The 14,150-nt window shown below is 53.0% G+C and carries 4 protein-coding genes, 2 tRNA genes and 3 rRNA genes; 7 read left to right on the top strand and 2 right to left on the bottom strand.

The window, feature by feature from the left end; translation table 11 throughout:
- Nucleotides 1-104 precede the first annotated feature (104 nt).
- The 7 genes from clpB to AC6I8R_RS15985 all read left to right on the top strand — a co-directional run bounded on the left by clpB (nt 105) and on the right by AC6I8R_RS15985 (nt 9,955).
- Nucleotides 105-2,678: an ATP-dependent chaperone ClpB gene (gene clpB / locus AC6I8R_RS16015; RefSeq protein ID WP_021184450.1), complete on the top strand. Its 2,574-nt coding sequence runs from the start codon at nt 105-107 to the stop codon at nt 2,676-2,678.
- Nucleotides 2,679-3,123: 445 nt separating this feature from the next.
- Nucleotides 3,124-4,665: ribosomal RNA gene (locus AC6I8R_RS16010) — 16S ribosomal RNA — on the top strand.
- Nucleotides 4,666-4,739: 74 nt separating this feature from the next.
- Nucleotides 4,740-4,816 (top strand) — tRNA-Ile (locus tag AC6I8R_RS16005).
- 146 nt (nt 4,817-4,962) lie between these two features.
- A tRNA-Ala gene (locus AC6I8R_RS16000) sits at nt 4,963-5,038 on the top strand.
- A 194-nt stretch (nt 5,039-5,232) separates the two neighbouring features.
- Nucleotides 5,233-8,135, top strand: a 23S ribosomal RNA gene (locus tag AC6I8R_RS15995).
- A gap of 105 nt (nt 8,136-8,240) precedes the next feature.
- A 5S ribosomal RNA gene (gene rrf, locus AC6I8R_RS15990) occupies nt 8,241-8,356 on the top strand.
- The 16S, 23S and 5S rRNA genes sit together here with 2 tRNA genes alongside, the layout of an rRNA operon.
- Nucleotides 8,357-8,650: 294 nt before the next feature.
- Entirely contained in the window at nt 8,651-9,955 is a 1,305-nt protein-coding gene (locus AC6I8R_RS15985) for an MFS family transporter (RefSeq protein ID WP_021184449.1), read from the top strand.
- A gap of 43 nt (nt 9,956-9,998) precedes the next feature.
- Here AC6I8R_RS15985 and pssA read toward each other — a convergent pair whose 3' ends face one another.
- Together pssA and AC6I8R_RS15975 are read right to left on the bottom strand one after the other, a co-directional pair.
- Nucleotides 9,999-11,354 (bottom strand): CDP-diacylglycerol--serine O-phosphatidyltransferase, encoded by a 1,356-nt coding sequence (gene pssA / locus AC6I8R_RS15980; protein ID WP_021184448.1) that lies wholly within the window; start codon nt 11,352-11,354, stop codon nt 9,999-10,001.
- A gap of 117 nt (nt 11,355-11,471) precedes the next feature.
- The gene (locus AC6I8R_RS15975) at nt 11,472-14,129 is read right to left on the bottom strand and encodes a bifunctional acetate--CoA ligase family protein/GNAT family N-acetyltransferase (protein ID WP_497832767.1); all 2,658 of its coding nucleotides are present in this window, start codon (nt 14,127-14,129) and stop codon (nt 11,472-11,474) included.
- Nucleotides 14,130-14,150 lie beyond the last annotated feature (21 nt).

Here is a 14,150-nt window from a genome sequence, read left to right as displayed (position 1 = left end):
AGTAGCGTATTTTTTGCTCACAACTCAGGTCATTAACCTTGAAAAATTTGAGGGATGACCTCATTTAATCTCCAGTAGCATTTTGACCTGTAACGGGAGGAATCATGCGTCTGGATCGTCTTACCAACAAATTCCAGTTGGCCCTGGCCGATGCACAGTCCCTTGCTCTGGGACACGACAATCAATTCATTGAACCCCTTCATGTGATGAGCGCATTGCTCAATCAGGAAGGCGGATCGGTGCGTCCGTTGCTCAGTGCCGCGGGTGCCGATGTGGCTGGTCTACGTACCGGCATTGATCAGGCTATTAATCGATTACCACAAGTTGAAGGCACGGATGGCGATGTACAGCCGTCCGCCGATTTGGTGCGTGTGCTCAACCTGTGCGACAAACTGGCGCAAAAGCGCAACGATAACTTTATTTCATCTGAATTATTTGTTCTGGCGGCCCTGGATTCACGCGGTTCGTTGGCGGATTTACTTAAATCTGCCGGCGCAACCTCAGAAAAACTCGCTAAGGCCATCGAGCAATTGCGCGGGGGAGAGAACGTGAACGACCAGGGGGCTGAAGATCAGCGTCAGGCATTAAAAAAATACACCATCGATCTGACCGAGCGTGCCGAAATGGGCAAACTCGATCCGGTGATCGGTCGTGACGAAGAAATACGTCGTACCATTCAGGTGTTGCAACGCCGTACCAAAAATAACCCGGTACTGATTGGTGAGCCTGGGGTGGGTAAAACCGCGATCGTTGAGGGGCTGGCACAGCGCATCATCAATGGTGAAGTACCGGAAGGGCTGAAAGGTCGTCGCGTACTGGCACTGGACATGGGTGCGCTGGTGGCTGGCGCGAAATATCGTGGTGAATTTGAAGAGCGCCTGAAAGGGGTGTTGAACGACCTGGCGAAGCAGGAAGGCAACGTCATCCTGTTTATTGATGAGCTGCATACCATGGTGGGTGCCGGTAAAGCCGATGGCGCCATGGATGCCGGTAATATGCTGAAACCTGCGCTGGCGCGTGGTGAGCTTCATTGTGTCGGTGCCACGACGCTGGATGAATACCGTCAATACATTGAAAAAGATGCTGCGCTGGAGCGTCGTTTCCAGAAAGTCTTTGTTGCTGAACCGAGCGTTGAAGACACCATCGCTATTTTGCGTGGCCTGAAAGAGCGTTATGAACTGCATCACCATGTGCAGATTACTGACCCGGCGATTGTGGCAGCGGCAACGCTTTCGCATCGTTATATCGCAGACCGTCAATTGCCGGATAAAGCCATCGACTTGATCGATGAGGCCGCGTCCAGCATTCGTCTGCAAATTGACTCGAAACCCGAACCGCTGGATCGACTCGACCGCCGTATTATCCAGCTTAAACTGGAGCAGCAGGCTCTGAAGAAAGAGTCTGATGATGCCAGTGTTAAACGTCTGGAGATGCTGGAAACAGAACTCGACCAGAAAGAGCGTGAATACGCCGAGCTGGAAGAAGAGTGGAAAGCAGAAAAAGCGTCTCTGACCGGGACGCAGAATATCAAGGCTGAACTGGAGCAGGCGCGATTGTCGCTGGAGCAGGCGCGGCGTGTGGGTGATTTGGGGCAGATGTCTGAATTGCAGTACGGCAAAATCCCGGCGCTGGAGAAACAACTGGCAGCGGCAACCCAGTCAGAAGGCAAAACCATGAAACTGTTACGTAACCGCGTAACGGATGTGGAAATTGCCGATGTGCTGGCGCGCTGGACCGGTATTCCGGTGGCCCGCATGATGGAAGGAGAACGCGATAAACTGCTGCGGATGGAGCAGGAGCTGCATGCGCGTGTTATCGGCCAGGATGAGGCGGTTGAAGCGGTGTCGAATGCCATTCGACGCAGTCGTGCAGGGTTGTCCGATCCGAATCGTCCGATTGGTTCTTTCCTGTTCCTGGGGCCGACCGGGGTGGGTAAAACTGAGCTGTGTAAAGCGCTGGCAAACTTTCTGTTCGACAGCGACGACGCCATGGTGCGTATCGATATGTCCGAATTTATGGAAAAACATTCGGTATCGCGTTTGGTGGGGGCTCCTCCGGGATATGTCGGCTATGAAGAGGGCGGTTATCTGACTGAAGCGGTGCGTCGTCGTCCCTATTCAGTGATTTTGCTGGATGAGGTAGAGAAAGCGCATCCGGATGTGTTCAACATTTTGCTGCAGGTGCTGGATGATGGCCGCTTAACCGATGGGCAGGGTCGCACGGTCGATTTCCGTAACACGGTAGTAATCATGACTTCGAACCTGGGATCGGATTTGATTCAGGAGCGGTTTGGTGCGCTGGATTATCCTGAAATGAAGGATCTGGTGATGTCGGTTGTTGGTCATCATTTCCGTCCGGAGTTTATTAACCGTATTGATGAAGTGGTGGTCTTCCATCCGTTGGGTGAAAAACACATTGCATCTATCGCGCAGATTCAATTGCAGCGGTTGTATAAACGTCTGGAGGAGCGTGGCTATCAGCTGCACATTTCGGATGAAGCAATCCGTTTGTTGGGAGAAAATGGTTACGATCCGGTTTACGGTGCACGACCGCTGAAACGTGCTATCCAACAGCAGATTGAAAACCCACTGGCACAACAGATTCTTTCTGGTGCGCTGGTCCCGGGTAAAACCATCGAGATGGATGTGAAAGATGATGCGATTGTCGCGCATCAATAGATAAAATGACGATAACGGGCCTGCGGGCCCGTTTTTTATGCCTTTCGCACAGGATTTTGCTGCATTTTGCAACGCCTTGCCTGGAAAATGAGCGGTCGCGCAAAAAGTTTAAATTAGCGCTTGTCAGTCAGAATTATCTCCCTATAATGCGCCTCCACTGACACGGCAAAGCGGCAACGCAGACGGTCAGTGAGGGACGAAGTGATTCATCCCGCCAGAGAAAAATCTCGAAAAAGAGATTGACTCTGAAGGGGGAAAGCGTAATATACGCCACCTCGCGACAGGCGGTTAACCCGCTGCTCGCACTGCTCTTTAACAATTTATCAGACAATCTGTGTGGGCACTCGCAGGATTGATATCAAAAGTCTACGGACTTAAAAAATATCAAGTCTCAAGAGTGAACACGTAATTCATTACGAAGTTTAATTCTTTGAGCATCAAACTTAAATTGAAGAGTTTGATCATGGCTCAGATTGAACGCTGGCGGCAGGCCTAACACATGCAAGTCGAACGGTAGCACAGAGGAGCTTGCTCCTTGGGTGACGAGTGGCGGACGGGTGAGTAATGTCTGGGGATCTGCCCGATGGAGGGGGATAACTACTGGAAACGGTAGCTAATACCGCATAACGTCGCAAGACCAAAGTGGGGGACCTTCGGGCCTCACACCATCGGATGAACCCAGATGGGATTAGCTAGTAGGTGGGGTAATGGCTCACCTAGGCGACGATCCCTAGCTGGTCTGAGAGGATGACCAGCCACACTGGAACTGAGACACGGTCCAGACTCCTACGGGAGGCAGCAGTGGGGAATATTGCACAATGGGCGCAAGCCTGATGCAGCCATGCCGCGTGTATGAAGAAGGCCTTCGGGTTGTAAAGTACTTTCAGCGGGGAGGAAGGGATGATGTTTAATACGCATCATCATTGACGTTACCCGCAGAAGAAGCACCGGCTAACTCCGTGCCAGCAGCCGCGGTAATACGGAGGGTGCAAGCGTTAATCGGAATTACTGGGCGTAAAGCGCACGCAGGCGGTCTGTCAAGTCGGATGTGAAATCCCCGGGCTTAACCTGGGAACTGCATTCGAAACTGGCAGGCTAGAGTCTTGTAGAGGGGGGTAGAATTCCAGGTGTAGCGGTGAAATGCGTAGAGATCTGGAGGAATACCGGTGGCGAAGGCGGCCCCCTGGACAAAGACTGACGCTCAGGTGCGAAAGCGTGGGGAGCAAACAGGATTAGATACCCTGGTAGTCCACGCTGTAAACGATGTCGACTTGGAGGTTGTGCCCTTGAGGCGTGGCTTCCGGAGCTAACGCGTTAAGTCGACCGCCTGGGGAGTACGGCCGCAAGGTTAAAACTCAAATGAATTGACGGGGGCCCGCACAAGCGGTGGAGCATGTGGTTTAATTCGATGCAACGCGAAGAACCTTACCTGGCCTTGACATCCAGAGAACTTAGCAGAGATGCTTTGGTGCCTTCGGGAACTCTGAGACAGGTGCTGCATGGCTGTCGTCAGCTCGTGTTGTGAAATGTTGGGTTAAGTCCCGCAACGAGCGCAACCCTTATCCTTTGTTGCCAGCGATTCGGTCGGGAACTCAAAGGAGACTGCCGGTGATAAACCGGAGGAAGGTGGGGATGACGTCAAGTCATCATGGCCCTTACGGCCAGGGCTACACACGTGCTACAATGGCGCATACAAAGAGAAGCGACCTCGCGAGAGCAAGCGGACCTCATAAAGTGCGTCGTAGTCCGGATTGGAGTCTGCAACTCGACTCCATGAAGTCGGAATCGCTAGTAATCGTAGATCAGAATGCTACGGTGAATACGTTCCCGGGCCTTGTACACACCGCCCGTCACACCATGGGAGTGGGTTGCAAAAGAAGTAGGTAGCTTAACCTTCGGGAGGGCGCTTACCACTTTGTGATTCATGACTGGGGTGAAGTCGTAACAAGGTAACCGTAGGGGAACCTGCGGTTGGATCACCTCCTTACCTGAAGATACTTTCCTTCGAAGTGCTCACACAGATTGTCTGATGAAAAAGTAACGAGCAGAAAAAACCTCTACAGGCTTGTAGCTCAGGTGGTTAGAGCGCACCCCTGATAAGGGTGAGGTCGGTGGTTCAAGTCCACTCAGGCCTACCAAATTTCTCCTCATGCTGCGTTATGCGCGCGGTCGTTTACTCACGTAAACTTCCCTTCCGCATGCCTTGCCTGAGAAGAAATTACATTCTTCCTGTAAGAATGTTAACTCGGTTGAGTGGTAGTAGTGGTCTCTGCAGTAACTGTATGGGGCTATAGCTCAGCTGGGAGAGCGCCTGCCTTGCACGCAGGAGGTCAGCGGTTCGATCCCGCTTAGCTCCACCATTACAGTACTTCAATACTTCAGAGCGTACCGGAAACGGTGTGCTGCGAAGTATTTGCTCTTTAACAATCCGGAACAAGCTGAAAATTTGAAACGACACGTTGTTTCATTTCTCCGTAATAAGAAATGAAAATGATGTGTTCGAGTCTCTCAAATGCTTGCAGTCTGCATGCGTGAAAACGTCTGTGGGTTGTGAGGTTAAGCGACTAAGCGTACACGGTGGATGCCCTGGCAGTCAGAGGCGATGAAGGACGTGCTAATCTGCGAAAAGCGTCGGTAAGGTGATATGAACCGCAACAGCCGACGATGTCCGAATGGGGAAACCCAGTGCACTTGTGCACTATCGTTAACTGAATACATAGGTTAACGAGGCGAACCGGGGGAACTGAAACATCTAAGTACCCCGAGGAAAAGAAATCAACCGAGATTCCCCCAGTAGCGGCGAGCGAACGGGGAACAGCCCAGGACCTGAATCAGTTTGTGTGTTAATGGAAGCGTCTGGAAAGTCGCGCGATACAGGGTGACAGCCCCGTACATGAAAATGCACAGATTGTGAGTCCGATGAGTAGGGCGGGACACGTGGTATCCTGTCTGAATATGGGGGGACCATCCTCCAAGGCTAAATACTCCTGACTGACCGATAGTGAACCAGTACCGTGAGGGAAAGGCGAAAAGAACCCCGGCGAGGGGAGTGAAACAGAACCTGAAACCGTGTACGTACAAGCAGTGGGAGCCTACTTGTTAGGTGACTGCGTACCTTTTGTATAATGGGTCAGCGACTTATATTCTGTAGCAAGGTTAACCGTATAGGGGAGCCGCAGGGAAACCGAGTCTTAATTGGGCGTTAAGTTGCAGGGTATAGACCCGAAACCCGGTGATCTAGCCATGGGCAGGTTGAAGGTTGGGTAACACTAACTGGAGGACCGAACCGACTAATGTTGAAAAATTAGCGGATGACTTGTGGCTGGGGGTGAAAGGCCAATCAAACCGGGAGATAGCTGGTTCTCCCCGAAAGCTATTTAGGTAGCGCCTCGTGAATTCATCTCCGGGGGTAGAGCACTGTTTCGGCTAGGGGGCCATCCCGGCTTACCAACCCGATGCAAACTACGAATACCGGAGAATGTTATCACGGGAGACACACGGCGGGTGCTAACGTCCGTCGTGAAGAGGGAAACAACCCAGACCGCCAGCTAAGGTCCCAAAGTCATGGTTAAGTGGGAAACGATGTGGGAAGGCCCAGACAGCCAGGATGTTGGCTTAGAAGCAGCCATCATTTAAAGAAAGCGTAATAGCTCACTGGTCGAGTCGGCCTGCGCGGAAGATGTAACGGGGCTAAACCATGCACCGAAGCTGCGGCAGCGACACTATGTGTTGTTGGGTAGGGGAGCGTTCTGTAAGCCGCTGAAGGTGGACTGTGAGGTCTGCTGGAGGTATCAGAAGTGCGAATGCTGACATAAGTAACGATAAAGCGGGTGAAAAGCCCGCTCGCCGGAAGACCAAGGGTTCCTGTCCAACGTTAATCGGGGCAGGGTGAGTCGACCCCTAAGGCGAGGCTGAAAAGCGTAGTCGATGGGAAACAGGTTAATATTCCTGTACTTGGTGTTACTGCGAAGGGGGGACGGAGAAGGCTAGGTTATCCGGGCGACGGTTGTCCCGGTTTAAGCGTGTAGGCTTGCATTCCAGGCAAATCCGGAATGCTTTAAGGCTGAGGCGTGATGACGAGTCACTACGGTGATGAAGTAACTGATGCCCTGCTTCCAGGAAAAGCCTCTAAGCTCCAGGTAACACGAAATCGTACCCCAAACCGACACAGGTGGTCAGGTAGAGAATACCAAGGCGCTTGAGAGAACTCGGGTGAAGGAACTAGGCAAAATGGTGCCGTAACTTCGGGAGAAGGCACGCTGGCATTAGGTGAAGGGACTTGCTCCCGGAGCTGAAGCCAGTCGAAGATACCAGCTGGCTGCAACTGTTTATTAAAAACACAGCACTGTGCAAACACGAAAGTGGACGTATACGGTGTGACGCCTGCCCGGTGCCGGAAGGTTAATTGATGGGGTTATCCGTAAGGAGAAGCTCTTGATCGAAGCCCCGGTAAACGGCGGCCGTAACTATAACGGTCCTAAGGTAGCGAAATTCCTTGTCGGGTAAGTTCCGACCTGCACGAATGGCGTAATGATGGCCAGGCTGTCTCCACCCGAGACTCAGTGAAATTGAAATCGCTGTGAAGATGCAGTGTACCCGCGGCAAGACGGAAAGACCCCGTGAACCTTTACTATAGCTTGACACTGAACATTGAGCCTTGATGTGTAGGATAGGTGGGAGGCTTTGAAGCGTGGACGCCAGTCTGCGTGGAGCCAACCTTGAAATACCACCCTTTAATGTTTGATGTTCTAACGTAGGCCCGTAATCCGGGCTGCGGACAGTGTCTGGTGGGTAGTTTGACTGGGGCGGTCTCCTCCCAAAGTGTAACGGAGGAGCACGAAGGTTGGCTAATCCTGGTCGGACATCAGGAGGTTAGTGCAATGGCATAAGCCAGCTTGACTGCGAGAGTGACGGCTCGAGCAGGTGCGAAAGCAGGTCATAGTGATCCGGTGGTTCTGAATGGAAGGGCCATCGCTCAACGGATAAAAGGTACTCCGGGGATAACAGGCTGATACCGCCCAAGAGTTCATATCGACGGCGGTGTTTGGCACCTCGATGTCGGCTCATCACATCCTGGGGCTGAAGTAGGTCCCAAGGGTACGGCTGTTCGCCGTTTAAAGTGGTACGCGAGCTGGGTTTAGAACGTCGTGAGACAGTTCGGTCCCTATCTGCCGTGGGCGCTGGAGAATTGAGGGGGGTTGCTCCTAGTACGAGAGGACCGGAGTGAACGCACCACTGGTGTTCGGGTTGTCATGCCAATGGCATTGCCCGGTAGCTAAGTGCGGAAAAGATAAGTGCTGAAAGCATCTAAGCACGAAACTTGCCCCGAGATGAGTTCTCCCTGACTCCTTGAGAGTCCTGAAGGGACGTTGAAGACGACGACGTTGATAGGCCGGATGTGTAAGTGCAGCGATGCATTGAGCTAACCGGTACTAATGACCCGTGAGGCTTAACCTTACAACGCCAGAGGCGTTTTGAGTTGAGAGACGCAAGAATTTTCAGCTTTGTTCGAACGGATTGGTTCGTATGGCCTGCGAGGGCGGTACGGATAAACAGAATTTGCCTGGCGGCTGTAGCGCGGTGGTCCCACCTGACCCCATGCCGAACTCAGAAGTGAAACGCCGTAGCGCCGATGGTAGTGTGGGGTCTCCCCATGCGAGAGTAGGGAACTGCCAGGCATCAATCAAGTGAAGAAGCCCTGAACGAAAGTTCAGGGCTTTTTTACGTCTGCGTATCTCGTAGCGGCGCGATTTATCGCGCATTTTTCAGCGTCAGGAACAATAAAAAGCGCGCGTTAATCGCGCCGCAACGGGTAATGATGCGATAAATCGCACCCGGTAAAACGTGGGGCGAGCAGGCTGCGACAAATTCGTAGATTTTGCCATCAGGCGTGAATCCAGTTCACGTAACAGGCCAACAAATGCTTTACTGAATTCTTTAGCGTTTATTATTCGCAAGGAACAGAGGTAAAGATGACAGACTCTCTACAACAAAAAGTGGTACATCACGACACGACGGCCATCAGCAAACAACGCATCTGGGCGATTGTTGGGGCTTCATCCGGTAATCTGGTTGAATGGTTCGACTTCTACGTTTACTCCTTCTTCTCACTCTATTTTGCCCATATCTTTTTCCCATCGGGCGACACCACCACCCAACTACTGCAAACCGCAGGCGTCTTTGCTGCCGGCTTTTTGATGCGTCCTATCGGAGGCTGGCTATTTGGTTATATTGCCGACCGTCACGGACGCAAAAACTCCATGCTGATCTCGGTCTGCATGATGTGCTTCGGTTCGTTGGTGATTGCCTGCCTGCCCGGTTACGCTGAAATCGGCATTGCAGCGCCAGTTATCCTGCTGCTGGCCCGGATGTTTCAAGGACTTTCCGTTGGCGGCGAATATGGCACCAGCGCGACCTACATGAGTGAAGTCGCACTGGAGGGACGTAAAGGATTCTACGCATCATTCCAGTACGTGACCTTGATTGGTGGTCAATTATTGGCCGTGCTCACGGTCGTGGTGTTGCAGCTGCTACTCAGTGATGAGCAGTTGCACAGTTGGGCCTGGCGTATCCCTTTCTTCCTCGGCGCTATTCTGGCGGTGGTTGCGCTATGGTTACGCCGTTCCCTCAATGAAACTTCAGAGAAAAAACACCGTGAGCATCGTGATGCCGGCAGTATCCTGGGCCTGCTGCGCAACCATTCTCGTGCATTTCTGATGGTGCTGGGATTTACCGCTGGCGGTTCACTCAGCTTCTATACCTTCACCACCTACATGCAAAAATATCTGGTGAATACCGCAGGAATGGATGCGCGTTCGGCGAGTGGGTTGATGACTGGCGCTCTGCTGGTCTTTATGTTGATTCAACCCATTATTGGGGCGCTCTCAGATAAAATTGGGCGTCGATCCTCCATGATGATATTCGGTGCAGGAGCTGCCATTTGTACCGTACCTATCCTGACGTTGCTGCAAAATGTGCAGAGCGGCTGGCTGGCATTTGTTCTGGTGATGCTGGCATTGATAATTACCAGCTTCTACACCGCCATCAGCGGCATTCTGAAGGCTGAAATGTTTCCACCTGAAGTGCGGGCGCTTGGTGTTGGGTTATCTTATGCGGTGGCGAATGCCATCTTTGGTGGTTCAGCGGAGTACGTCGCGCTGTTGCTGAAAAAAGAAGGAATTGAAACCAGTTTCTTCTGGTATGTTTCGGCGATGGGGGCATTAGCTTTTCTGGTTTCGCTGATGCTGCATCGTAAAGGCAAGGGCATCGCGTTGTAACAGAAGGCCAGCCGCTCCTGACGGGCGGCTGGCGAAGCCGCCATCACAACAAGCGACTGATTAAACGATCGATACGGATACGGCGCAAACGGCGAATCAGCTTGCGTACTTTTGCCGGATAATCGGCGATGCTTTCCAGCTCACGGAAATGCTGCACCACCGTGGTATGAGTCCGAATCAGCGCCAATTCTTTCTCTCGCTGTTCAGCCAGTTGGTTTAGCGGATCATGGATAAGTACCGCGTTTTCCAGATCAAGTCGCCAGGCGCGCGGGTTGAGGTTATTCCCGGTGATCATCATCCACTCATCGTCGACCCATATGCCTTTCAGGTGATAGCTATTTTCGCCATCTTTCCACAAACGCACTGTCAGTTGTCCGTTGTTGACGTAGTACTGCAAGCGGCTCAGGAAACGACGTAAGTTAATCTCGTAGAGATAAGGCAGCGCACCAATGATCTTAAAGGGTTGCTCCGGTGGGATATAGAAATCGTTAGCGGTTTTGTCCCCAACAATGATCTCCACTTCCTTCCCCTGACGCAGCAAATGGATCAGATTACGTACCAGAATGGCAGGCAGGTTGAAATATGGGGTGCACAGGGTGAGTTTACGCTCAGCGCAGGGCATCAAATGGAAGATGGTTTTATTCAGCAGGCTGCGTTTACCCAGGCCAACCAAAGGTGTCACCGTCAGACTTTCGTTGCCCGAGTTTCCGGAAAACTGATAATTAAAGCCACGCAGATCCTGGCGGAACTGTCGGGTTTCATTTTTGATTTCCGGGCTGGATGGGCGTTCGGACTGGTCAAGACGATGCACCGCATCAGATTGCTTCAGGTTAGCGCAAATCCATTGATACATGGTGTCTGCCAACTGCGGGTTACGAATCAGCTGGTAGCGGTCATAACGGTAGCGATCATGCTGGTGCAAATAAACATCGTTGAGGCTGGCACCGCTATACAACAAGGTATCGTCAATGATAAAGCCTTTCAGATGCAGCACACCTAACGCTTCACGCGTATTGACCGGAATACCATAAACCGGAATCGCGATATCCGGATGTTGTGCGGCCATTTCACAATACCAGTCGGCATTGGTGAGACCACGCGCTGCACCAATGCGGCCACGCTGGGCACGATGCCAGTCCACCAAAATACTGATATCCAGCTCTGGACGAGCCTGACGAGCAGCATACAACGCCTGCATAACTCCACGCCCGCCATCATCATTTTCCAGATACAGCGCAGCGATACAGATACGTTTTTCCGCAGTGGCAATTTTCGTCAGCAGGGTTTCACGGAACTCAACAGGCGAGTAGAGCGTGGTCACGTCCGAAACGGATTGTGACAGTTTAGGCAGCTGTGCGAGGTGTTGTTGGTGTTTATTACGTTTGAATTTAGACAACATCACGGTGCACTTCTTCTCTGTTCATCGCATGGCCTTTTGCCATCAAATCATGATCCTAACGCTAAATGATAACATCAACCGAGCCTACAGGGAGGATTTTTACCTTTCTCTACAAGGTTAGTTGATGGCATCGTTAAGCGGCAAATTAAGGCTGACAATTCCGTCATCCAGTTGAATATTCACGCGAAAGTTAAGTTTCCGCGCCAGGGTAATCATGCCGGTATTATGTGGCATGGTGATACCGTTCAATTGTTGCAGACCGTGATCGCGGGTATAGCGAATCATCTTCTCCAGCAGACGTCTGCCCATGCCCAATCCTTTCAAATCCGATCGTACCAGCACGGAAAACTCAGCATCAATATTGTCGGCGTCTGAAATTGCACGCGTCACCCCGATAATTTCATCATGACCCGCGTGCTGACGGACGGCGACAATCGCCATCTCGCGGTCATAATCGATCTGCGTCATATTCGCCAGATCCTCGTGGGTGAACTCATTGATCTCACTGAAATAGCGATAATAAAGATCTTCTTTCGTCACCAGCGCAATAAAGTCCCGCAGTAGCGGCTCATCTTCTGGCAGGATCGGGCGGAACAGGCAATGCTGGCCATCTTTCAGTTCAACCAGCTCCTCAAGGTGGTGAGGATAGGGGCGTATCGCCAGCCGCGCTTCGTTATCGCCCTGGAACGGGGCGAGCTGTAGTGTGACATCCAGCAGGGTAAATTCGTCACCGGCGGCCAGCAGCGGATGAATATCCAGCCGCTGGATCTCCGGGCAATCAACCACCAGGTTAGAAACCTGAACCAGCAACTGACTGAGTGCAGGAATGTTCAGGGGCCGCAACGCACTGCGACTGCGAACTTTGCCGCTTTTCATCGCCTGGATCACCAGATAGCGCGCCAGCGTCATGTTCAGGGGGGGCAAAGCTACGGCAGCTTGCTTATCTGGCTGCCATTCCACGCCGCCTTCTCCCAACATAATAATCGGGCCAAACAGCGGATCCTGTTCCACCACTATGCGCAGCTCCTGTGCACCCGCGCGGTTGGCCATGCTCTGCACCAGCAGGCCATCAATCCTTGCCTCGGGATGGGTTTGCCGAACACGGTCAAAAATCGCGTCGGCGGCCAGTTTGACTTCACTGGCGCTGCGCAGATAAAGCATCACCCCCTGCACCTCAGACTTGTGCGGGATATCCGGTGAGCGCAACTTCAACGCCACCGGATAGCCGATCTGACTTGCGATGCTGGCCGCCGCAGAACTGTCGGCGGCAATCCAGGTCGATAGGGTTGCCAGGCCATAAGCCTGCAACACCGGCTGGACCTCATGCGTGTCCAGCGTGGTGATGCCCTGGTCCAGCGCCTGCTGAATAAGCTGATGCGCCTGCGTGCTGTTTTGCGTCAGGCCCAACGGTAGTGCAGGCGTTTCCCGTAGCTGCTTCTGATTACGGCGGTACTCCACCTGATGCATAAAGGCTGTCACCGTCCCTTCCGGCGTACGCCAGGTTGGAATTCCTGCCTGGGTGAAGGCGCGACGAGCCGCCTGCGAGGAAAATTCACCGCACCAGTTGGTGAGCAATGTCACCTGCTTGCCGCGTGGATGGCGCGCAACCGCCGTAATGATCTGCTCGGCAGTTTCGCTGGCCGGTGACACGGCACTGGGGGCGTGAATGATCATCAAGGCATCCAGTTCATGACTATCCAGCAACTTCTCAATGCAGGCGACGTAGCGCTCGGGGGTAGCATCATCTTTCAGATCGAGCGGATTGCCACGCCCGACACCGGCCGGCAACTGTGCTGCCAGCGCCTGCAAGGTTTCCTCGCTTAGCGTCGCCAGTTTGCCATTGCGCGCGTATAACTCGTCCAGCGCCAGTGCCGCCGGGGCGGCGCCATTACTGATAATCATTAAACGATCGCCACGTAAAGGGCGCATATGGCTGAGCGACTCCACTGCGGAGAACAGTTCATGAGTATCCTGCACCCGTAGCAAACCGGCACGCTGGATGGCTGCATCCCAGGCAGCATCCAGCCCACTGCGGGTACCAATCATTGCCTGTGCCTGGTGGCTACGCCCGCTTTTGATCACCAGAATCGGTTTATTGCGCGAGGCGCTACGCGATGCTGAGACAAAACGGCGCGCATCGCTAAGATGTTCCAGATAGAGCAGGATGGCGCTGGTTTTGCCATCACGGGCGAGGAAATCAAGCAGGTCATCGACATCGATATCGAGGCTGTCGCCCAGTGCGATAAACCAGGAGAAACCAAGATTACGCTGCTGCGCCCAGTCGAGAATGGTGTTGGATACCGCCGCCGATTGCGAAATAAACGCGATACGACCTTTGGCAATGGGTACCGGGGAGAAACTGGCGTTAAGTCCTTGCCAGGGAGCGAGCAGGCCAAGGCTGTTGGGGCCGAGCAGGCGGATTTGCCACTGACTGGCGCAGGCTTTCAATTCATCCAGTTGTTCTGGGGGAGCGGAAAGAATGATGCACGCTTTACAACCTTTCTCCCCCAGTTGTTGAAGCAACGCCAGATTACGTTTGGCATGAGTACAGATGATGGCAAGATCGGGGGCAAAAGGCAGGCTGGCGATATCGGGCCAGGCGAGCACGCCGCTCACCGCCTTGTACTTCGGCGTTACCGGCAATACCGGGCCGCTAAAACCGCCCGCCAGCAGGTTACGCATCATAAAATAACCCGCGCGCCCCGGTTTTACCGACGCACCGATTACCGCAATGGATTTAGGTCGTAACAGCGCTTCCAGTCCGCGTTGGCTCATCATGCACTCCTGACATGGGGG

This window comes from Pantoea sp. X-Soil-OKNW-713 (assembly GCF_059730685.1).
Note: the sequence above shows the minus strand (reverse complement) of the source record. Positions and strands in the feature narration are given on the sequence as shown.

What these genes read in the sequence shown, in the direction of transcription:
- clpB (WP_021184450.1), top strand. Translation starts at nt 105, where the DNA reads ATGCGTCTGGATCGTCTTACCAACAAATTCCAGTTGGCCCTGGCCGAT.
- AC6I8R_RS15975 (WP_497832767.1), bottom strand. Translation starts at nt 14,129, where the DNA reads ATGAGCCAACGCGGACTGGAAGCGCTGTTACGACCTAAATCCATTGCG.
- pssA (WP_021184448.1), bottom strand. Translation starts at nt 11,354, where the DNA reads ATGTTGTCTAAATTCAAACGTAATAAACACCAACAACACCTCGCACAG.
- AC6I8R_RS15985 (WP_021184449.1), top strand. Translation starts at nt 8,651, where the DNA reads ATGACAGACTCTCTACAACAAAAAGTGGTACATCACGACACGACGGCC.